Genomic DNA, 20,961 nt, shown 5'->3' with positions numbered 1-20,961 from the left:
CGGGGGTTGCGGGCGGGGACGTTCGGCGCTTTAGGCTATAGTATGTTGCAAACCCCAGCGATTCGGTGACCGAAAGCGGTCTCAAGGCCGTCTTTTTGGCCGAGCAGCCGATGCTGCTGCGTTTGCTTGTCGCACGGATCGGCAATCGCGCCGATGCCGAGGACGCGCTGCAGGACATGTGGATCAAGCTCGACCAGCTGCCCACGTCGCAGCCCGTCGCGCAGCCCGCGGCCTATCTCTACCGCATGGCGTCGAACCACGCGTCCGACCGGCGGATCGCCGCAACCCGATCGGGCGCGCGCGATACCGCGTGGATGGAGGTCCAGCCCGCCGCCGACGAACAGCCGACGATCGAGCGCGCCTTGCTCGACCGCGAACGGCTGATGCGGCTCGAGGGAGCATTGGCGGCGATGCCGGAGCGGATGCGCACCGCGCTTCGGTTGTACCGGCTCGAGGACGTGCCGCAAAAGGAGATCGCCGCGCGACTCGGCATGACGTTGAGCGGGGTCGAGAAGCTGTTGCGACGCGCCGTCAAGGAAATACAAGCGTACAAGATCGCGAGCGAGGCGGATTCGGAAGCGCCACATCGTCTACCCAGCGAAGGGGAATCGAATCGTGACCGCTGAGCCAGCGCACATCGTCGATCGCGCCATCGACTGGCAGATGCGCCAAGCCGATATGGACGATCAGGAGTGGCATGCCTTTGTGGCATGGCTCGAGGAAGATCCTGCGCATGCGCGCGCGTTCGACGCTGTCGCGCTCGATATGGCGCTGCTCGCCAATCATCCCGAACTGTATCCCGCCGATCCTGGCGTGGCACCGATCGAGGCTCCGATTGTCGCGTCGCCGCGTCGCCGTGTCTGGGCCTGGGCAGGCGGCGGCGTGGCTGTCGCGGCCGCAGCGTGCCTGACGCTGGTGCTCGTGCCCGCCGGTGGTGGGCCCGCCCCCTATGCAATCGAGACGAAGCCCGGCCAGCGGCAGGACATCGCGCTCAACGATGGCACGCGGATCGAGCTCAACGGTGCCAGCCGCTTGCTGCTCGATCACAACAATCCGCGCATCGCGACGCTCGATTCGGGCGAGGCGACGTTCCATGTCCATCACGACGCGGGTGCGCCGTTCACCGTCCGCTCGGGCGCGCAGGTCGTTCAGGACGTCGGCACGGTGTTCAACGTCGAGCGCGACGGCAAGCGGCTCGACGTCCAGGTCGCCGAAGGATCGGTGCTGCTCCAGCCGCAGCGCGAGGCGGTGGCATTGCGCGCGGGTGCGGCGGCGACGGTGCATGAGGATGTCGGCAGCATCGTGCTTTCCAAGGTCGATGTCGCCAAGGTCGGTGCCTGGCGCAGCGGTGCGATCACGTTTACGGGCGAGCCGTTCGGACGCGTCGCGAGCGCGGTCAACCGGATCGACGGCGTCACGCTTTCGATCGACGCAAGCTTGTCGCAGCGTCCCTTTAGCGGCATGGTCCGTCTGACGGGGACGGCGGCGCGGGATGTTCCGCATCTGGCCGCATTGGTTGGGGCTGAGTGGCATCACGATGGCGAGCGATGGTCTATCTCGCCTAATTAAGAGTCTACGCACAGCTGCTCCGTTTGCGCTCGCCGTCTGCACCGTGGTTGCGGCGCCGGCGATCGCGCAGAGCGTGCGGATCACGATCGCGCCCGAACCGCTCGATCGCGCGCTCACCTCGCTCGCACGGCAGAGCGGGTTCGACATCATCAGTACCGAGCCGGGGCTCGCGCGGATCCAGGCGCGCGGGGTGCGGGGGCAGATGGCGCCGCGCGAGGCGTTGCAGCGCTTGCTCGACGGGACGGGCTATCGTGCGGTCGCGATCGATGCGCGCAGCTACCGCGTCGTCCGCGCGCCCAAGACGATCGGCGCGCTGATCCGGCGCGTCGCCGTCCGCAGGCACGCCGACGAGACCGAGCCAGGCGGCGACATCGTCGTCACGGCGAGCAAGCAGGGATCGACGCTGCTGCGTTTCCCGGGCAGCGCGTTGACGATCGGCGGGTTCGCGCCGGGATCGCTCGCCGCGCGATCGGTGACGATGGACGATGTCGCGCGCGATACCCCGGTGCTGCAGAACACCGAGCTCGGCGAGGGGCGCAACAAGATCTTCATCCGCGGGATCGCCGACAGCAGCTTCAACGGCCCGACGCAATCGACCGCGAGCCTCTATTTCGACGAAGTCCCGCTGGGTTTTGCGGGGCCCGAGCCGAGCCTCAACCTGTACGACATGAAAAGCGTCGAGGTGCTCGAGGGGCCGCAGGGTACGCTGTACGGATCGGGTGCGATCGGCGGGATCATCCACCTCGAGCCCAACCCGACCGACCTCGCCAAGACCGCGGCATCGCTCAGCGCCGGCGTTACGCTGACGCAGGGTGGCGCGGCGGGCTATGATGCGGCGGGCATGGTCAATCTGCCGATCCTCAAAGATCGCGTTGGGCTGCGGGTCGTTGGCTACAGCGAGCGCGACGGCGGCTACATCACCGACTCGATGCGTCGGCTCGGCAACATCAACCGCGCCGACCGGATCGGCGGCCGCGCGAGTCTGGTGATCGCGCCGGGCGATGGCTGGAGCATCGAGCTCGGCGCGCTCGGCCAGAAGATCGATGCCGCCGACGGGCAATATGCCGAGACGATGAGCGGTCCGCTCGAGCGCCGCTCGGTGCTCGCGCAGCCCTATAGCAGCCATATCAAGCTCGCGCGTGGCGTGGTGCGCAAGCATTGGGACAGCGGTCTCGATCTGGTGTCGGCAACGGGTTACGTCGATCTGCGCACCTTCGACACGTTCGACGCCTCTCGCACGATCGGCGCGACCGGGCCGACCGTCTACACCACCGAGCAAAGCGACAAGCTGTTCGTCCAGGAAACGCGACTGTCGCGCGCGGTGCCCGACAAGATCGGCTGGCTGGTTGGCCTCGCCTTTCTCGAGGATCGCGACGTCCAGGCGCGCACGCTCGGCATGCCCAACCAGACCCGCGACATCATCGGCGTCAGCAACCGTACCGACAGCGTCTCGGTGTTCGGCGAGGCGAACTGGCCCGTTACCGAGCGGCTGACGCTGACTGGTGGCGCGCGCGTGACGGCGGCGCGGACCGATGGCGAGCCGTCGGTCACGCCGCGCAGCAACAGCTTCGTCAAGGGGCGCGCGACGCGACGGATCGATCCGACGCTGGCGCTGTCATGGCTGGTCGGGCCGCGCCTTGCACTGTTTGCGCGCGTGCAGTCGGGCTATCGCACCGGCGGGCTGGCGGTTGCGAGCGGGGTCGGGCGCGTGCAGGATTTCGGCTCGGACTCGATCACGGTCGGCGAGCTTGGCTTACGCAAGCAACGCACCGGCGCGACCGGGCTGGAGCTCACGGTCGCGGCCTCGTACGCGCGCTGGCGCGACATCCAGGCGGATCTCTATACGCGGCGGGGCCAGCCCTACACCTCCAATATCGGCAATGCCGACATCATCGGGCTCGAAGCCACGGGGGACTGGGTGCCGGTGCGCGGGCTGCACGCCAATTTCGCCTTTCTCTACACGCACAACGTCGTCGACGGGCCGCTCGCGCAATCCTCGACCAAGGCCAACCGGCGCTTGCCCGAGACGCCGGCGTTCGCTGGCAATGCCGGGCTGAGCTATCGCTGGACCCTGCGCGATGCGTCCATCTTGAGCATCGCGACGTCGGGGCGCTATGTCGGGCGATCGGTGCTGGGGACCGGGGATTTTCTCGACGTCAGCCAAGGCAATTACGCCGTGCTCGACGCGCAGATCGCGTGGCATTGGCACACGTTCGACGTGACGCTGGCGGGCGACAATCTGACGAATGCGACCGCCAATCGCTTCTCGCTCGGCAATCCGCTGATCCTCGCCTCGCGCCAGCAGACGACCCCGCTGCGCCCGCGCAACGTGCGCTTGGGCGTGTCGGTCGCCTGGTAGCCGCTCAGCGATCGCCGGGGCGATAGCGGCGTTCGATGTGCCCTGCGAGATCGTCGGGATAGAAATAGACCGGCCGCAACGCACCCGCGGCATAGCGCTCGGCCTGGTCGTTGAAATGCGGCGAGGCGGGGTCGCCGCTTTCGCCGCCTGCGGTCACCGCCCAGGCGCGCAGCTTCGGGCCGAATTCGACCACCGCGACGAAGCTGTTGCCGCTCGAGCCATAGAGTTTGGTCGTGCCGGGATAGAATTTCGCGCCGAACGAAGCGAGGCTGCCCCATTGCGCCGAGGCAAAGGGGACGGGGATGCTTGGCTTGGCGTCGTCGAAGCGCGGCTGGATCGAATCGTCGAGTCGCTGGAAGCGGTTGATCCGGCCCCAACTGACGCGCCAGTCGCCAAAGTCGCGCGTCAGTTGGTCGACCGCCGCGCCGAGCGCATCGAGCTTGCCGCTGTCGGACACCCGCGTGGCGATGTAGCGCGGCACGTTGATCTGTTCGGAGAGGATGAAGCTGCCGACATCGCGCCACATCTGCCCGGCCCACAATATGCCGAGCGTGGTGGGGACCGAATCGGCCGCCCAGCGATTGTCCCAGCCGCGCAGCATCGCAATCGGCGCGGCGAGCTTCGCGCGGCGCGGGTCGCTTGCCGGGAGCGAGTCATACGCCTTGACGAGCGGCGGGATCAGCGTCGCGAACGCGGGCATGTAGCTGTCATAGGCAGCCGTGATCAGCCGTTCGGGCGTGAAATCGTGGCGGTCGGTGAGCAGCAGGTCGGCGTGCACGCCGCGCTGATTCTCGCCCGCGCTGTCCATGTAGCGCGGATAGTCCTTCGCCTTGGGGCTGTCGGGCCCGGCAGCACTCCACGGCCAGTCATTGGTGTTGCGCGCCCAGCCGACCTGCGGGTTGATCGCGTTAGGCAAGCTCGCGACGGTGTGCAGCCCATGCCAGTCGGTCGCGGGATCGGCGCCGTCGACGGGCTTGGAATAATCGAAGCGGTCGTCGCGCAACGGAACGAATTGCGGGTGGAGATAGGCGATCTCGCCCTTCGCGTCGGCGAACAGCGTGTCGTTCGACGAATTGGCCTTTCGCTCGGCAACCTTCATGTAGCTGGCGAGATCGTGCGCCTTGGTGCGCAGCCAGCTTTGCTCGAGCGCGGGGATCGGTTTCCACATCAGGCCTTGCGCGATCCATTTGCCGTTCTGTTCGGCGACGATCGGGCCGTGGTGCGAGGCAAAGGTGGTGAAACTGCGCGCCGCCATCGTTCCGTCGGGCTTGCGATAGGAGAGCGTCACCACCGAAGTCCGCAGCGGACGCATCGCCTTGCCGTAGCGATACGCGGCGGTCTTGCCCGAGCGGCTGATCTCCTCGGCGAAGCTGTCGACGTTATCGACGCCCGAAGAGGTGTGCATCCATCCGGCCTGCTCGTTGAAGCCCTGGTAGATGAAGAACTGCCCCCAGGTCGATGCGCCGTACGCGTTCAGCCCTTCGCCGCTCGTCATTTGGAGTTCGGAGCGGAAGTAGAAGCTGGTGTGCGGGTTGATCAGCAGCAGCGCATGGCCGTCGACCGTGTTCTTCGGCGCGATCGCTATGCCGTTCGATCCGCGCGGTTCGCGCGGGAGCGGGCCGGTATCCTCCGACGCGATGGTGATCGGCCGACCGCCGTAGAAGGAAGCGAGGTCGGACAGCGAGATCCGCTCGATATCGCCGCCGATGCTCCCCTCGGTGAAGGACAGGGCCATCCACGGCTCGAACCGCGTGAGGACCTTGGGGCGGACCTGCGTGTGTGTCGCGAGGTAATAGTTGAGCCCGTCGGCCCAGGCGGTCATCAGCGTTTGGAGATAGGCCGGGCTCGCTCGGTACTGCGCCTGGAGTGCGAGCGGATCGACATAGAGCCGCTGGCGCAGGTCGGCCCAGATCGCGCCTTCGCCCTCGGCCTCGGCAGTGCGCCCCAGCGCGGTCAGATAATTCGCCTCGATCCGGCTGAAATCGTCCTCGGCCTGCGCGTAGATCGCGCCGAACACTGCATCGGCATCGCTGCGCCCGACGACATGCGCGATCCCCCAGGTGTCGCGTGTGATCGTGACGCGCGTCGCCTCGGCGCGCCAGCGGGCCTGTTCGGGCTGGGGCGGGGCAGGGGCCGCAGCGACGGCCAGCGAGGGCGCGAGCAGTGCGGCAAGAGCGAACAGGTTGCGCGGGCAGCGGGCGAGTCTATCCATTGGCACACGCTATCGGGCATCGCTCGCGGCGACAATGTTGATGGGAGCCGCACCGATGAAATGGCCGATCGCCGCCCTTCTGTTCGCCCCGCTCGCGCTCGGCGGAGCCGCGCCCGAGCCTGTGGCCCCACACGCGACGCTTTTGCGCCCGGCAGCGGTGTTTGACGGGATCGATCCCGTCGCGCATCCCGGCTGGCAAGTGCTCGTCACGGGCGAGCGAATCACCGCGGTCGGCCCGGCGCTCGCGGTGCCGGCGGGGACCGAGACGATCGACTTGCCCGGCGACACGCTGATGCCCGGCATGATCGAGGGGCACGGCCATCTCTTCCTTCACCCCTATAACGAGACGAGCTGGGACGATCAGGTGCTCCACGAGCCGCTCGCCTTGCGCACCGCGCGCGCGGTCGCGCAAGCGGCGGCGACGCTGCGCGCGGGCTTCACCACCGAGCGCGATCTAGGCACCGAAGGCGCTGGCTATGCCGATGTCGGACTGCGCCAGGCGATCGCGGCCGGGATCGTGCCAGGCCCGCGGCTGCTCGTCGCGACGCGCGCGATCGTCGCGAGGGGCGCCTATGGTCCCAAGGGGTTCGAGCCCGGCCTCGTCATCCCGCAAGGCGCCGAGGAAGCGAGCGGGGTGGACGAGCTCGTGCGCGTCGTCCGGTCGCAGATCGCCGCGGGCGCCGACGTCATCAAACTCTATGGCGACTATCGCTGGGGGCCGGGCGAGCCGAGCCGCCCGACCTTTTCGGTCGCCGAGATGAAGGCTGCAGTGGAGGCGGCGCACGATGCCGGACGGACCGTCGCGGTTCACACTGCGACGCCCGAAGGGATGCGCCGCGCGATCGCCGCGGGGGCCGATACGATCGAGCACGGCTATGGCGGCACGCCCGAGATCTTCCGCGCGATGGCAGCACAGCACATCGCCTTGTGTCCGACGCTCGCCGCCTCCGATGCGGTCGCGCGCTATCGGGGTTGGCGCGGCGGCGATCCGGTGCCCGAGGCGGTCGCGCAGAGCCGTGCGTCGTTCGCGCTGGCGCGCGCGGCGGGCGTGCCGATCTGCATGGGCGGCGATGTCGGCGTCTTCGCGCATGGCGAGAATGCCCGCGAGATGGTGTTGATGGCCGCGGCAGGAATGTCCGCCGCGCAAGTGCTGATCGCCGCGACATCGGGCAACGCCCGCGCCTTCCATCTGAGCGACCGGGGCGCCGTGCGCGCCGGACTGCTGGCGGACCTGATTGCCGTCAAAGGAAATCCGGTTGCGGCGGTGGATGCGGTGCAGCATGTCGCGTGGATCATGAAAAACGGCGCAATCGTAACGCTGTAGTTTTCGCCTCCCGGAAAAACTATCCTGGGACGATGAAACGTGTTGCCAATCGTGACAGGATGGAAACCAAGCGTTTCGCGCGGGCCTCTTGCAATGCAGCATTCATCGTCGCAGTTAGACGCTGATGGCCGTGAGTCCGCCCTTGAGAGCGGACCGCCTCGACGGGGGTGGACTGTAGCCGACCAGGTCGTAGGGATAGACGTAAATGATCAAGCCAACGAGCTCGGTTCGCTCGCTTATGACGGTCGCCAGCCTTCTGGCGCTCGCCGCATGTTCGAAGAGCGCGCCACCGCCGCCCCCCGCGCCACAGGTCACGGTCGCCCTACCGCTGCAACGCGACATCGTCGACTGGGACGAATATGTCGGTCGCTTCGAGGCGATCCAGGACGTCGAGCTGCGTCCGCGCGTTTCGGGGACGATCGAAAAGGTGCTGTTCGCCAATGGTCAGCGCGTTCGCGCCGGCGAGGCGTTGTTCACGATCGATCCGCGTCCCTACGCCGCCACGCTCGCCCAGGCGCGCGCTCAGGTCGCCAAGGCGCAGGCCGCGTTGACCAACGCGCGCTCCGAGCTCGCGCGTGCCGACAAGCTGCTCGCCGCGCAGGCGATCAGCAAGGAAGAATATGAGACCAAGCTCGCGGCGGTGCGCAGCGGTCAGGCCGATCTCGGAGCAGCCAATGCGAACGTCACGACCGCGCAGCTCAACCTCGGCTTCACCACGGTCCGCTCGCCGATCACCGGGATCGTGTCCGATCGCCGCGTCAGCAAGGGCAATTACGCGACCGACGCGACCACTGTGCTGACGCGCGTCGTCTCGACCGATCCGATCTGGTTCTCGTTCGACGGGGCCGAGAGTTTCTACCTCAAGTACCTCCGACAGGCGAAGGCCGGCGAGCGTGGCTCGTCGCGCAACACGCCGAACCCGGTCGAAGTCCAGCTCGCCGACGAGAGCGGCTATCGCTGGCACGGCCGGATGGAATTCGTCGACAATGCGGTCGATCCCAATTCGGGGACGATCCGCGCGCATGCGGTGATCTCCAACCCCGACGGCTTCCTCACCCCCGGCCTGTTCGGCCGCGCGCGGCTGCTCGGCTCGGGCACCTATCATGCGATGCTCGTCCCCGACGAAGCGGTCGTCACCGACCAGACGCGCAAGCTCGTCTATGTCGTCGGCAAGGACGGCAAGGCAGTCCAGCGCCCGGTCGAGACCGGCCCGCAGGTCGAGGGGCTTCGCGTCATCAAGACCGGCCTCGCCGCCGGCGAGCATGTCGTGATCGAGGGCATCACCACGCTCCAGCCGGGGATGTCGGTCAAGGCGGTGCTGACCAAGATGAAGCCGCGCGCGGCGAACACCGCGCCGACCAGCCAGCCCGACACCGCGCCCCCCGCATCCGATGCGACTGCGAAGTAAGCGCCCGTGAAATTCCCCCATTTCTTTATCGAACGCCCGATCTTTGCGGCGGTGCTGTCGATCCTGATCGTCGTGTTCGGTGTGGTCGCCTATCCCGGCTTGCCCGTCGCGCAATATCCCGAGATCGCGCCGCCGACCGTCGTCGTGACCGCCAATTATCCCGGCGCGAACGCCGAAACGCTCGCTGAAACCGTCGCCGCGCCGCTCGAGGAATCGATCAACGGCGTCGAGAACATGATCTACATGTCCTCCTCGTCGACCGGCGATGGCGCCTTGTCGATCACCGTGACCTTCAAGCAGGGCGTCAACGTCGATCAGGCGCAGGTGCTCGTCCAGAACCGCGTCTCGACCGCCGAGCCGCGTCTGCCCGACGACGTCCGCCGCGTCGGCGTCACCGTCGCGAAGAATTCGCCCGACATCCTGATGGTGATCGCGCTGACCTCGCCCGACGGGTCGCTGTCGCAGCAATATGTCTCGAACTATGCGACGACGCAGCTGATCGACCGCATGGCGCGTATTCCCGGCGTCGGTGGCGTGCGCGCCTTCGGTGGCCGCGACTATAACATGCGCGTGTGGATCAACCCCGATCTCGCCGCCTCGCGCAACCTGACCACCGACGAGATCGTCGCGGCGATCCGCGCGCAGAATGCGCAGGTCGCGGTCGGTTCGGTCGGGCAGCCGCCGTTCAACCAGGGCGGCACCGCCTTCCAGCTCGGCATCCAGACCAAGGGGCGTCTGACCACGCCCGAGGAGTTCGGCCAGATCATCGTCAAGCGCGACGATCAGGGCCGGCTGACGCGGCTGCGCGATGTCGCGCGGGTCGAACTCGGCGCGCAGGATTACGGCATCAACGCCGTGCTCAGCGGCAAGCCGATGATCGGCATCGCGATCACCCAGCTTCCCGGATCGAACGCGCTGACCACCGCCGACGCGGTCAAGGCGTCGATCGCCGAAGCGTCGAAGAGCTTCCCGCCCGGGATGCAATATCAGATCCCGTACAACCCGACCGAATACATCCAGGCGTCGATCGAAGCGGTGTATCACACGCTCGTCGAGGCGATCGTGCTCGTCGCCCTCGTCGTGCTGCTGTTCCTGCAGAGTTGGCGCGCGACGATCGTACCGCTGATCGCGGTGCCGGTGTCGCTCGTCGGGTCGCTGGCGATGCTCGCGGCGTTCGGCTTCAGCCTCAACAATCTGTCGCTGTTCGGCTTGATCCTCGCGGTCGGTATCGTCGTCGACGATGCGATCGTCGTGGTCGAGAATATCGAGCGGTTGATGGAGGAAAAGGGCCTCAGTCCGCGCGAAGCGGCGCACGAGACGATGGACGAAGTGTCGGGCGCGCTGATCGCGATCTCGCTCGTGCTGTGCGGGGTGTTCATCCCGACCAGCTTCATTCCGGGCATCTCTGGCCAGTTCTACCAGCAGTTCGCGCTGACGATCGTGTCGGCGGCGGTGATCTCGGCGTTCGTGTCGCTGACGCTTTCGCCTGCGCTCGCGGCGTTGCTGCTCAAGCCCAAGCACGACGCCGAGCCACGCGCCGGTGTGCTCGGCTGGCCGACGCGCTTCGCGCGCGGTTTCAACCGCGGGTTCGACAAGATCAGCAGCCGCTTCGGCAAGTTCACCGCACGTGCGGTGCGCGCGCTGGCGCTGGTCGGGATCGTCTATGCATGCTTGATCGGGCTTGCCGGCTGGCGGCTCTATGCGACGCCGTCGGGCTTCATTCCCGCGCAGGATCAGGGCTATCTGATCGCGGTCATTCAGTTGCCGCCGGGCTCGTCGTTGCAGCGCACCTCCGAAGTGATGGAGCAAGCCACCAAGATCGCGCTCAAGAACCCGTCGACGCTCGCGACGGTCGCGTTCGCCGGCCTCGACGGCGCGACCTTCTCGACTGCACCGAACGCAGGCGCGATGTTCATCACGCTCAAGCCGTTCGGCGATCGCAAGACCGCCGACGAGATCGCCAACCAGATGCGCGGTGCGCTGAGTGCGATCCACGGCGGCAATCTGCTGATCGTGCCGCCACCGCCCGTCCGCGGGATCGGCACCGGCGGCGGGTTCAAGATGCTGATCGAGGATCGTTCGAATCTTGGCTACAAGGCGCTCGAAGGCGCGGCCCTCGCGATGATGATGAAGGCCAACCAGACGCCTGGCCTGGTCAGCACCTTCACCACCTTCAACACGCGCACCCCGCGTTTGTCGGCCGATATCGACCGTGAACGCGCCGAACAGCTCGGCGTGCCGGTGGCGAACGTCTTCTCGACGCTCGGCACCTATCTCGGCGGGACGTACGTCAACGACTTCAACTATCTCGGGCGGACCTACCGCGTGACGGCGCAGGCCGATGCGCCGTATCGCGACCAGACGTCCGACGTCGGGCATCTCAAGACGCGTTCGGCGGCGGGCAATATGGTGCCGCTCGATTCGGTGATGACGCTCAAGAACGACAGCGGGCCGTATCGCGTCGTGCGCTACAACCTCTATCCGTCGGCCGAGCTGCAGGGCGATACCGCGATCGGCTATTCGTCGGGCCAGTCGCTCCAGACGATGGCCAAGCTGGCGAGCGAGACCTTGCCCAAGGGCATGGCGTTCGAATGGACCGAGCTCGCCTTCCAGCAGCAGCAAGCGGGCAACACCGCGACGCTCGTGTTCGGCCTCGCCGTGCTGTTCGTGTTCCTGCTGCTCGCGGCGAATTACGAAAGCCTGGTGCTGCCGCTCGCGGTCATCCTGATCGTGCCGATGTGTCTGCTCGCTGCGATCGTCGGGGTGAATCTGTTCGGTGGGGACAACAACATCCTCACGCAGATCGGCCTCGTCGTGCTGATCGGCCTCGCGGCCAAGAACGCGATTCTGATCGTCGAGTTCGCCCGGCAGAACGAGGATGCCGGGATGGAGATGCACGAGGCTGCGATCCACGCCGCCGAGCAGCGTCTGCGCCCGATTGTGATGACCTCGATCGCGTTCATCCTCGGCGTGCTGCCGCTGGTGATCGGGACTGGGCCGGGCGCCGAGATGCGCCGCGCGCTCGGCGTCGCGGTGTTCTTCGGGATGATCGGCGTGACGACCTTCGGCTTGCTGTTCACGCCGAGCTTCTACGTCATCAGCCGGACCTTCGGCGATTGGGTGTCGTCCAAGATGCCGCGCCGGAAGGCCAAGCCGCCAAAGCACCTCCCCGCGCCCGAGGAGACGCCGGCATGAAGCGTATCGTAGCCGTCCTTCCCGCGCTCGCTTTGTCGGCGTGCGTCGTTGGACCCAATTACACCAAGCCGACGATGCCCGTCGCGGCGACTGGCGGCAGCTTCGCCGAAGCCGGCAAGACTGCGGCGATCACGCCGACCCCGCTGCCCGATCATTGGTGGCGGCTGTATAACGACCCGGTCGTCGACCGGCTCGTGACCGATGCTCTCGCGCACAATACCGATGTGCGCATCGCTGCCGGCAACCTTGAGCGTGCCCGCGCCGTGCTCGACGAGCAGCGCGGAGCGCGGCTGCCGACGACCAGCCCGAGCGCGCAATATACGCGAGGGCAGGCCAACCTCGCCAGTGTCGGCGCGGGCGCGCTGGGGACGGGTGGCACCACGGGTGGGACCACCGGCGCGGCGACGCAGCAGACCTTCCAATACAACAGCTTCAAGCTCGGCTTTGATGCATCGTACGAGGTCGATCTGTTCGGCGGGATCACGCGCGCGATCGAAGCGGCACGTGGCGATGTCCAGGCGGCGCAGGCGCAGCTCGATGCCGCGCGCGTCTCGGTCGCGGCCGAAACCGCGCGGGCCTATGCGACGGCCTGCAGCAACGCCGCGCAGCGTTCGGTCGCGCTCGACACGGTCCAATTGCAGCAGCGGACCTTTGCACTGACCAATACGCTGTTCGACGCAGGGCGGGGTACGCGGCGCGACGTCGATCGCGCCGACGTGCTGCTTGCGCAGACGCAGGCGACGATCCCGGGCTTCGAGGCCGAGCGGCGTGCGTCGCTCTATGCGCTCGCGGTGCTGACCGGCTTAGCCCCCGAACAGGTCGATGCAGCGGCAGACGCCTGCAAGGTCCCACCGCGGATCGCGTCGGTGCTGCCGGTCGGCGATGGCGCCGCGCTCATTTCGCGGCGCCCCGATGTCCGCGCGGCCGAGCGGACGCTCGCCGCCGATACCGCGCGGATCGGCATCGCCGTCGCCGATCTCTATCCCAAGATCCAGTTGCTCGGATCGATCGGCCTCAATGCCCAGCGCGGCAGCCAGTTGTTCAAGGGCAGCGCGGTGACCTATTCGGCCGGCCCGCTCATCTCGTGGAGCTTCCCCAACCAGACCGTTGCGCGCGCGCGGATCCGTCAGGCGCGCGCCGGGGCCGATGTCAGCCTTGCGACCTTCGACGGCCGCGTGCTGACGGCGTTGCAGGAAGTCGAGCAGGCGCTCGCGCGTTATGCGGGCGCGCTCGATCGCAACGCGGCGTTGCGCCGCGCCGAGGCGTCGAGCAGCGCTGCGGCGAAGCTCTCGCAATTGCGCTTCGATTACGGGGCCGACAGCTTCCTGCTGCTGATCGAGGCCGAGCGCGACCGGGCGAGTGCCCGCGCGGCGCTCGCGCAGTCCGATGCGGCGGTGTCCGACGCACAGATCAGCCTGTTCAAGGCGCTCGGCGGCGGCTGGGAAGACGCGCCTGCGCCGGTGCGGCGTGAGCCGGTAACGCCGACCCCGTGAGGCGCGTCCGCAGCGCTTTGTTCATGCCCGCGTCGAATGCGCGTGCGATTGCCAAGGCGCGCGGGCTCGACTGCGACGCGGTGATCCTCGACCTCGAGGATGCCGTCGCACCCGAGCAAAAGACCGGGGCGCGCGCACAGGCGATCGCGGCGGCGGCAGAGGGCGGGTTTGGCACGCGCTTGCTGGTGCTGCGAGTCAACGGGCTCGACACCGCGTGGGGCGAGGCCGATCTGGCTGCCGCCGCCGACGCTGGCTTTAATGCGGTGTTGCTGCCCAAGGTCTCTACGCCGGGCGATCTGGCGCTTGCGCGCGCGCAGCTTGGCGCGGTGCCGCTTTGGGCGATGATCGAGACGTGCGCGGCGATGCTCGCGTTGCCGCTGATTGCGGCCGCGCCGGGGCTCGCCTGTCTGGTCGCGGGGACGAATGACCTGGCCAAGGACATGCGCTGCACGCCGGGGGCCGACCGCCTGCCGCTGCTGCCGCATTTGACCGCGATCGTCACCGCGGCGCGTGCGCATGGCCTCATCGCGCTCGACGGGGTGTCGAACGTGCTCGCCGATACGCCCGAACTGGCGGCGGAATGCGGGCAGGGGGCGGCGTTCGGCTTCGACGGCAAGACGCTCATCCACCCCGCGCAGATCGCGCCCGCCAACCGCGCCTATGCGCCGTCGGCCGAGCGCGTGGCGTGGGCGCAGGCGGTGATCGCGGCGTTTGCGCTGCCCGAGAATGCCGACAAGGGCGCGATCCGCGTGGCGGGCGAGATGGTCGAGCGGTTGCATCTCGAAGAGGCGGAGCGCGTCGTCGCCTTAGTGTAGCATGGCGCTCACCTGCCTCCCACCGTCACCCCGGGGTCCACTGTGCGGCACATGCTGCGGGCGAAATGCGCGTATCACGGTGGACCCCGGGACAAGCCCGGGGTGACGGGTGGTGTGGTTGACCTTGCGGCGCTACCCCAGCACGCGCCCAGCCACCGCATCGAGCTTCGCCAGCATCGCCGGATCGCGCGCCTCGGGCGCGGTGATCAGCGCATAATCGAGCACCGTGTCGAGCGGCGAGGGCGTCCGCTCGGCGGGCAGCGCCGCGACCAATGTCTCGACCGCGCGCCGCGCGATAACGCCGTTCGCGCCCATTTGCTTGATCACTTCGTGCACCTCGACGAACGCGGCTTCCTCGCGCCAGCAATCGTAATCGGTCACCATGCCGATCAGCGCGTAGGGCAGCTCGGCCTCACGCGCGAGCTTGGCTTCGGGCATCGCGGTCATGCCGATCACGTCGGCGCCCCATTGGCGGTACATCAAACTCTCGGCGCGGCTCGAGAATTGCGGGCCCTCCATAGCGAGATAGGTCGCGCCCTTTGCGACGTTCCCGCCAGCGGCATGAACCGCCTCGGCCGCGAAGGCCGAGAGGCGCGGGCAGACCGGTTCGGCCATCGAGACGTGCGCGACCATGCCGGAGCCGAAGAAGCTCGAGGCGCGCGCGACCGTCCGGTCGATGAACTGGTCGACGATGACGAAATGCCCCGGCGGCAATTCCTCGCGCAGCGACCCGATCGACGAGATCGCCACCAGATCGGTGCAGCCGCTGCGCTTCAGCGCGTCGATATTGGCGCGAAAGTTGAGCTCGGACGGGCTGATCCGGTGTCCGCGCCCGTGACGCGGCAGGAAGACGAGGTCGACGTCGCCGATCGAGCCGAACAGCAATTCGTCGGACGGCGCGCCCCACGGCGTATCGACGCGGCGCCACTCGGGGTGCTCGAGCGCATCGATCGCGTAGAGGCCCGATCCGCCGATGATGCCCAATTTCCATTTGCCGCTCATGCGGGAGTCTCCGTCCACTGATCGAGCCAGGCCTGCGCTTGCTTCGCCTCGCCGACGGCATGTGCGCTGACCGCGCCGCGCGAGGCAAGGAATTGCGCGTGCAGCGCGAACGGTTCGATCGACAATTGATCGCGCAAAGCGTCGATCGTCTCGCCGAGTTCGGTCAGCTCGGCGACAACGGGCGCTGCCTTGGCGATCTGCGCCTTGTCCTTGGTGTGTCCGAACAGCCGGATCTGCCCCGCAGCCGTCCGCTCCAAGGCGCCGCGGAGCAGCGCATGATATTCGGTTTCGCTCTCGATGCGGCGGTCATCGAGCCGGGCGAGACGGTCGGCTTTGGCCATCAGATTACCTTCATGTCGCTTTGATAGTGATACCAGGCGAAAACGGCTGCAGCGCCACGGTGCGGCCGCCACGCTTCGGCCAGCTCGCGCACCAGTTTCTCGCTCGGGCGCGCCTCATGGCCGAGGATCCGCCCGACTTCGATTTGAATCGCGAGGTCGCCCGCGGGCCAGATGTCGAGCCGCCCCTCGGCGAACAGCAGGTAGATCTCCGCCGACCAGCGCCCGATGCCCTTGACCGCGACGAGCTTGGCGATCGCTTCCTCGTCATCGGCGGGCAAGTTCGCCAGATCGAGTTCGCCGCTTGCGACCAGCGCTGCCAGGCTGCGCGCATAGCCCGCCTTCTGGCGCGACAGGCCGGCCTCGCGCAATTGCTCGTCGCTCGCGCTGGTGACGTTGGCGGGATCGTCGAGGTCGCCGATGATCGTCTCGAGCTTGCGCCACACCGACTCCGCCGCCTTGGTGCTGACTTGCTGGCCGATGATCGTGCGCAGCAGCGTGGCATAGCCGCGTGGCGAAATGCGCGGTTCGGGATAGCCGACGCGCGCGAGCGCCGCCGCGATGGCGGGTTCGCGCGTCGCGAGTTCGTCGAGGGCGGTCTTCAGCTGGTCGGCGCTCAGGCCCATGCGGTGATCCCTTGATCGGCGCCGCGTCTGGCGGCATGGCGGTGGAGAATTCGCTATCGCAAAGGACCGTCAATGCCCAAGCTTATCGTTGTGACTCGTGAGGGTGAAGAGCGCGAAATCGAGGGCGAGGCAGGCCTGTCGGTGATGGAAGTGATCCGCGACGCCGGGATCGACGAGATCCTGGCGCTGTGCGGCGGCTGCTGCTCGTGCGCGACGTGCCATGTCCATGTCGACCCGGACTTTGCGGACAAACTCCCGAAGATGAGCGAAGACGAGAACGACCTGCTCGATTCGTCGGCCGATCGCACCGCGACTTCGCGTTTGTCGTGCCAGCTGCCGATGACCGATGCGCTCGATGGGCTGAAGGTCACGATCGCGGCGGAAGACTAAACACTCTCCCCGTCATCCCCGCGAAAGCGGGGATCCCGCTGCCTAGCCCCGCAGGTCGAAGAAGAACCGGGACCCTCGCTTTCGCGAGGGTGACGGTAAAGATCGTCGTTCCCGCTTAACGCGTCGCCACCGCGTACAGCGCGATCGCCGCCGCGTTCGACACGTTGAGGCTCTCGATCTTGTCCGAGATCGGCAGCTTGGCGAGCTCGTCGCAATGCGCTGCGGTGTTCTGGCGCATGCCTTCGCCCTCGGCACCGAGCACGAGCGCGACGCGCTGCGTCCCCATCGCCGTGGCGAGCGTCTGGTTCGAATCGCCCGTCAGCCCGATTCGCCAGAAGCCTGCCGCGGCAATCTCCTCAAGCGCGCGCGCCAAGTTGGTGACACGCACCCACGGCACCACTTCGAGCGCGCCCGAGGCCGAGCGGGCGATCGTGCCCGATTCGGGCGGGGCGTTGCGATCGGGCGTGACGATACCGAGCGCGTCGAACGCCGCCGCCGAGCGCAGGATCGCGCCGACATTGTGCGGATCGGTCACGCCGTCGAGGATCAGCAACGGACGCTGATCGCCTTCGCCTTGCTCGAGCAGATCGGCGAGCCACATATCCTCGAGCGGATCGACTTCGATCACCAGCCCCTGATGCGGCGCGTCGCCCGGTACGAGCCGCGCGAGATCGGTCACCTGGGCATAGACGATCGGGATCGCCGGATCGAAATCGATATTGGCGATCGCTTCACGCGTCGCCCAGATTTTCCGCACGACGCGCTCGGGATTTTCGAGTGCGGCGGTGACGGCGTGGCGCCCCCAGAAGCGCGGGCGCCCGGCAGGCGCTTGCGACGGGCGATGTCCGCGACGGCCGGCCATCAGGCGATCCCGCCGAAGCTGCGAGCGGAGAGGGGGAAACGAACCATTGCGAAAACCTTCGATCGACCAAGCAGATTGTGGCGCCACGGGTATGCGCCGGACGCCGCGCGTGCAAGCCTTGCGCGTTTTTGATGGCGAAAGCGTCGCTATAGCCGTTGACACGCGCCGATGCGGTCGGCATTGGCACGCCTCGCTTTTCGGAGCGACCGCCCGCAAGGGCGAGCACCTGGGGACAGGTGGCCGAGTGGTTAAAGGCAGCAGACTGTAAATCTGCCGGAGTTTCTCCTACGTAGGTTCGAACCCTACCCTGTCCACCATGTGTTCTCCCGGATCCGTCCGGCACCATGGAACATCGCAAACGACGTCCCGCCAGGCCGGTCGGCCGAGCGGCGCGCTAGGCGGATTGTGTACGGACTTCGTGCGCCGACGCATCGACGCGCTGGAGCAGCGGTTCGGCGGCAGCCGTGGACCGAGCCTGCCGGACCAACGACCGCAGAACCTGCCCCGTCGTTCGATTCTGCCGCGGGCGCATTTCGTTCACGACCGAAAATGTCGCGGCGAAAATCGCCGATTCCGCCGATCTGCATCCGTCGGACCAGGCGGCGTCGCGGTGCTGGTTGCGGAGCAGAACGTCGCGCACCGCCTGCGAGATCACCGACTGGATGCGCGTGACTCCCAGATCGAGCGTGTCGACCCGATGCTCGGCCAGAAGCGCTGCGAGCCGTTCGGTTTGTTCTGCGGTGATGCCGAGATCGAGTTCGCGGACGACTTTTGCGGCGGCCAGTTGATCGACCATCCAAACGCTTGTTTCTGTCATTTTCACTCTCCGGCTGAAAGCTATGCCAAGCGTGGCGGCGCGTCGAGCCCTTCGGATCGGCGCGCGTCGGCGGCGATCGCCGGTCGGGCGTCGGTTGAGGCCCGCGCCGCGTATAGCGCTTGCGGCTGCCGGACTTGCGGTCCATCTCCCGCGCGACCTGTCCTCCCTTGTCTTGGGCGTCTCTCGCGATGAATCCGCTATTTGCCGGGCTTGGCACAACGATCTTCGAAACGATGTCGGCACGCGCGCGGGCGAGCGGCGCGATCAACCTTGGCCAGGGCTTTCCGGACGGTCGCGGGCCAGAGGATGTGCTCGCCGAAGCGGCGCGCGCGCTGCTCGAGGATTCGAATCAATATCCGCCGATGGCGGGGACGCCGGCATTGCGAGCGGCGGTCGCCGCGCATTACCGCGTCCATCAGGGGCTCGACCTCGATGCGCGCGAGGTGATCGTAACTTCGGGCGCGACCGAGGCGCTCGCCGCGGCGATCTTCGCGCTGGTCACGCCGGGCGACGAAGTGGTTATGTTCCAGCCGCTCTACGACGCCTATCTGCCGCTCGTACAGCGGGCAGGGGGCGTCGCACGGCTCGTGCGGCTCGAACCGCCCGAGTGGCGCGTCACCGCCCAAGCGCTCGCGGCTGTGGCGAGCGCGCGGACGCGGCTGGTAATCCTCAATTCGCCGCTCAACCCGACCGGCACGATGATCGGCACCGACGAGCTCGCGCTGATTGCCGATTTCTGCACGAGCCACGACGCGATCGCGATTTGCGACGAAGTGTGGGAGCACGTCGTGTTCGACGGCGCGCGGCACCAATCGCTGATGGCGCTGCCGGGGATGCGGGAGCGCACCGTAAAGATCGGCTCGGCGGGCAAGATCTTCTCGTTGACCGGATGGAAGGTCGGCTGGATGTGCGCTGCGCCCGCGATATCCTCGGTGCTGGCCAAGGCGCACCAGTTCCTGACCTTCACGACGCCGCCCAATCTGCAGACGGCGGCGGCCTATGGGCTGGGCAGGGATGTGGCCTCTTTCGACACGATGCGCGCGGGGTATCAGCGCTCGCGCGATCGGCTGGCGGCGGGGCTTAGCGGGCTCGGCTACACCGTGCTGCCGAGTGCGGCGACCTACTTCCTCAATATCGATCTCGCAGCATCTGGGATCGCGATGGACGACGTCGCCTTCGCGCAGTGGCTGCTCGACGAAGCCGGTGTCGCGACGATTCCGGTCTCGGCGTTCTACGCACACGACCCGGTAACGAGTGTCGTGCGGCTGTGCTTCGCCAAGCAGGACGCGACGCTCGACGCGGCGCTGGAACGGATGGCGACGCGGCCGTAGCGCGCGGCACGGACGAGGCCGGGCGCTTTACCCTCGCCGGCGCATCAGACCGACGTCAGCAATCCCCGTTCGGTCAAATACCCCGTCACCAGCCGCGCAGGCGTTACGTCGAATGCCGGGTTCGCCGCACCCGATGCGGTAACGCGGATGCGACCGCCTTCGCCTGCTACATGGGTCACTTCCTCGCCCGAACGCTCCTCGATCGGCACGTCGGCGCCCGTCGCAGTGCTGGCGTCGAAGGTGGTGTAGGGCAAAGCGACGTAGAACGGCACGCCGTTGTCCTTGGCGGCAAGCGCTTTCAGATAGGTGCCGATCTTGTTGCACACGTCGCCATTGGCGGTGACGCGGTCGGTGCCGACGATCACCGCGTCGACTTGGCCGGTCATCATCAAATGCCCGCCCGCATTGTCGGCGATCACGGTGTGCGGCACGCCGTGCCCCCCCAGTTCGAACGCGGTGAGCAAAGCGCCCTGGTTGCGCGGGCGCGTCTCGTCGACCCAGACGTGAACCGGGATACCGGCGTCGTGCGCGAGATAGATCGGCGCGGTCGCGGTGCCGTAATCGACCGTCGCCAGCCAGCCGGCGTTGCAATGCGTCAGGATGTTGAGCGGGCGATCGGGGTTCTCCGCGTGGAGGGTGCGGAACAGCGCGAGGCCATGCGCGCCGATCGCCTGGTTGAGTGCGACGTCCTCGTCGCAGATCGCATCGGCGCGCGCGAAAGCGGCGGCGGCGCGGTCGGCGGTGGGGAGGGGGCGGACTGCGGCGGCGACCTGGTCGAGCGCCCATTTGAGATTGACCGCGGTCGGGCGTGATTCGAGCAACAGCGCGTAGGCGGCATCCAATGCGGCGTCCGATCCATCCTCTGCCAGCGCCATCGCGAGGCCGTACGCGGCGGTCGCGCCGATCAGCGGAGCGCCGCGCGTCCACATCTCGCGGATCGCGACCTCGGCGTCGTGCACGCTGCGCAGTTCGACCCACTTTACCACCCAGGGAAGCTCACGCTGGTCGAGGATGCGCGCGCCCGCGCCATCGGCGGTGCGCGTGATCGAGCGTTGATGCGTGCCGTCGAGTTTCATCGCGAACCTTCTTGTGTGTGTTGCTTCCTTCTTCCTTCCCCGGCGAAGGCCGGGGCCCAGGAGCGAAGGTTTTGCGAGCGAAGCGCAGCGCTCGCCGTTCAGCGGCCCGCTACTGGGCCTGTCTCTTATACACATCTCCGAGCC

The 20,961-nt window shown here is 67.5% G+C and carries 17 protein-coding genes and 1 tRNA gene; 11 read left to right on the top strand and 7 right to left on the bottom strand.

Annotation, left to right across the window (positions count from 1 at the left end; all coding sequences use genetic code 11):
- Positions 1-65 precede the first annotated feature (65 nt).
- From QN347_RS12335 to QN347_RS12325, 3 genes are all read left to right on the top strand, one after another.
- The gene (locus tag QN347_RS12335; protein WP_322160076.1) at positions 66-626 is read left to right on the top strand and encodes an RNA polymerase sigma factor; all 561 of its coding nucleotides are present in this window, start codon (positions 66-68) and stop codon (positions 624-626) included.
- A complete protein-coding gene (locus tag QN347_RS12330) occupies positions 616-1,569 on the top strand; it encodes a FecR family protein (protein WP_189675653.1) in 954 nt (317 codons plus the stop codon). The genes QN347_RS12335 and QN347_RS12330 overlap by 11 nt, the downstream gene beginning before the upstream one ends.
- Positions 1,570-1,642: 73 nt before the next feature.
- Entirely contained in the window at positions 1,643-3,928 is a 2,286-nt protein-coding gene (locus QN347_RS12325) for a TonB-dependent receptor (RefSeq protein ID WP_323494041.1), read from the top strand.
- A gap of 4 nt (positions 3,929-3,932) precedes the next feature.
- On the opposite strand, the gene QN347_RS12320 is transcribed toward QN347_RS12325, so the two are convergent.
- Positions 3,933-6,140 (bottom strand): penicillin acylase family protein, encoded by a 2,208-nt coding sequence (locus QN347_RS12320; protein ID WP_322160071.1) that lies wholly within the window; start codon positions 6,138-6,140, stop codon positions 3,933-3,935.
- 55 nt (positions 6,141-6,195) lie between these two features.
- Between QN347_RS12320 and QN347_RS12315 the strand changes: the two genes are divergently transcribed.
- The 5 genes from QN347_RS12315 to QN347_RS12295 all read left to right on the top strand — a co-directional run bounded on the left by QN347_RS12315 (position 6,196) and on the right by QN347_RS12295 (position 14,375).
- Positions 6,196-7,464, top strand: a complete 1,269-nt coding sequence (locus QN347_RS12315) for a metal-dependent hydrolase family protein (protein WP_322160069.1) — start codon at positions 6,196-6,198, stop codon at positions 7,462-7,464.
- A 205-nt stretch (positions 7,465-7,669) separates the two neighbouring features.
- The gene (locus tag QN347_RS12310; RefSeq protein ID WP_322160067.1) at positions 7,670-8,872 is read left to right on the top strand and encodes an efflux RND transporter periplasmic adaptor subunit; all 1,203 of its coding nucleotides are present in this window, start codon (positions 7,670-7,672) and stop codon (positions 8,870-8,872) included.
- A gap of 6 nt (positions 8,873-8,878) precedes the next feature.
- The gene (locus tag QN347_RS12305) at positions 8,879-12,067 is read left to right on the top strand and encodes a multidrug efflux RND transporter permease subunit (protein WP_322160065.1); all 3,189 of its coding nucleotides are present in this window, start codon (positions 8,879-8,881) and stop codon (positions 12,065-12,067) included.
- Positions 12,064-13,560, top strand: a complete 1,497-nt coding sequence (locus QN347_RS12300; RefSeq protein ID WP_322160063.1) for a TolC family protein — start codon at positions 12,064-12,066, stop codon at positions 13,558-13,560. Before QN347_RS12305 ends, QN347_RS12300 begins: the two co-directional genes overlap by 4 nt.
- Positions 13,557-14,375, top strand: coding sequence for a CoA ester lyase (locus QN347_RS12295; protein WP_322160061.1), 819 nt, complete (start codon positions 13,557-13,559; stop codon positions 14,373-14,375). Before QN347_RS12300 ends, QN347_RS12295 begins: the two co-directional genes overlap by 4 nt.
- Positions 14,376-14,507: 132 nt before the next feature.
- On the opposite strand, the gene QN347_RS12290 is transcribed toward QN347_RS12295, so the two are convergent.
- Genes QN347_RS12290 through QN347_RS12280 form a run of 3 tightly spaced genes read right to left on the bottom strand, consistent with a single transcriptional unit; the run spans position 14,508 to position 16,341 of the window.
- Positions 14,508-15,377: an S-methyl-5'-thioadenosine phosphorylase gene (locus QN347_RS12290; RefSeq protein WP_322160059.1), complete on the bottom strand. Its 870-nt coding sequence runs from the start codon at positions 15,375-15,377 to the stop codon at positions 14,508-14,510.
- A complete protein-coding gene (locus QN347_RS12285) occupies positions 15,374-15,718 on the bottom strand; it encodes a hypothetical protein (protein WP_322160056.1) in 345 nt (114 codons plus the stop codon). The genes QN347_RS12290 and QN347_RS12285 overlap by 4 nt, the downstream gene beginning before the upstream one ends.
- Positions 15,718-16,341, bottom strand: a complete 624-nt coding sequence (locus tag QN347_RS12280; protein WP_189675647.1) for a DNA-3-methyladenine glycosylase family protein — start codon at positions 16,339-16,341, stop codon at positions 15,718-15,720. The genes QN347_RS12285 and QN347_RS12280 overlap by 1 nt, the downstream gene beginning before the upstream one ends.
- A gap of 72 nt (positions 16,342-16,413) precedes the next feature.
- Here QN347_RS12280 and QN347_RS12275 point away from each other — a divergent pair, with 72 nt between their 5' ends.
- Entirely contained in the window at positions 16,414-16,731 is a 318-nt protein-coding gene (locus tag QN347_RS12275; protein ID WP_189675646.1) for a 2Fe-2S iron-sulfur cluster-binding protein, read from the top strand.
- A 115-nt stretch (positions 16,732-16,846) separates the two neighbouring features.
- On the opposite strand, the gene rlmB is transcribed toward QN347_RS12275, so the two are convergent.
- Complete coding sequence (rlmB, locus tag QN347_RS12270; RefSeq protein WP_133186895.1) at positions 16,847-17,593, bottom strand: 23S rRNA (guanosine(2251)-2'-O)-methyltransferase RlmB; 747 nt, start codon at positions 17,591-17,593, stop codon at positions 16,847-16,849.
- A 230-nt stretch (positions 17,594-17,823) separates the two neighbouring features.
- On the opposite strand from rlmB, the gene QN347_RS12265 reads away from it, so the two are divergent.
- Positions 17,824-17,910 (top strand) — tRNA-Tyr (locus QN347_RS12265).
- A gap of 77 nt (positions 17,911-17,987) precedes the next feature.
- Here the strand turns inward: QN347_RS12265 and QN347_RS12260 are convergent.
- Positions 17,988-18,410 (bottom strand): hypothetical protein, encoded by a 423-nt coding sequence (locus QN347_RS12260; protein WP_322160052.1) that lies wholly within the window; start codon positions 18,408-18,410, stop codon positions 17,988-17,990.
- A gap of 188 nt (positions 18,411-18,598) precedes the next feature.
- Here QN347_RS12260 and QN347_RS12255 point away from each other — a divergent pair, with 188 nt between their 5' ends.
- Complete coding sequence (locus QN347_RS12255) at positions 18,599-19,741, top strand: aminotransferase (protein WP_322160050.1); 1,143 nt, start codon at positions 18,599-18,601, stop codon at positions 19,739-19,741.
- Between the two features lie 44 nt (positions 19,742-19,785).
- Here QN347_RS12255 and mtnA read toward each other — a convergent pair whose 3' ends face one another.
- Positions 19,786-20,817 carry an S-methyl-5-thioribose-1-phosphate isomerase gene (mtnA, locus tag QN347_RS12250; RefSeq protein ID WP_322160048.1) on the bottom strand — a complete coding sequence of 344 codons (1,032 nt, stop codon included), beginning with the start codon at positions 20,815-20,817 and terminating at the stop codon, positions 19,786-19,788.
- Positions 20,818-20,961 lie beyond the last annotated feature (144 nt).

The sequence above is a fragment of the Sphingomonas sp. 10B4 genome (genome assembly GCF_035019905.1).
Lineage (GTDB): Bacteria > Pseudomonadota > Alphaproteobacteria > Sphingomonadales > Sphingomonadaceae > Sphingomonas > Sphingomonas glacialis.
Note: the sequence above shows the minus strand (reverse complement) of the source record. Positions and strands in the feature narration are given on the sequence as shown.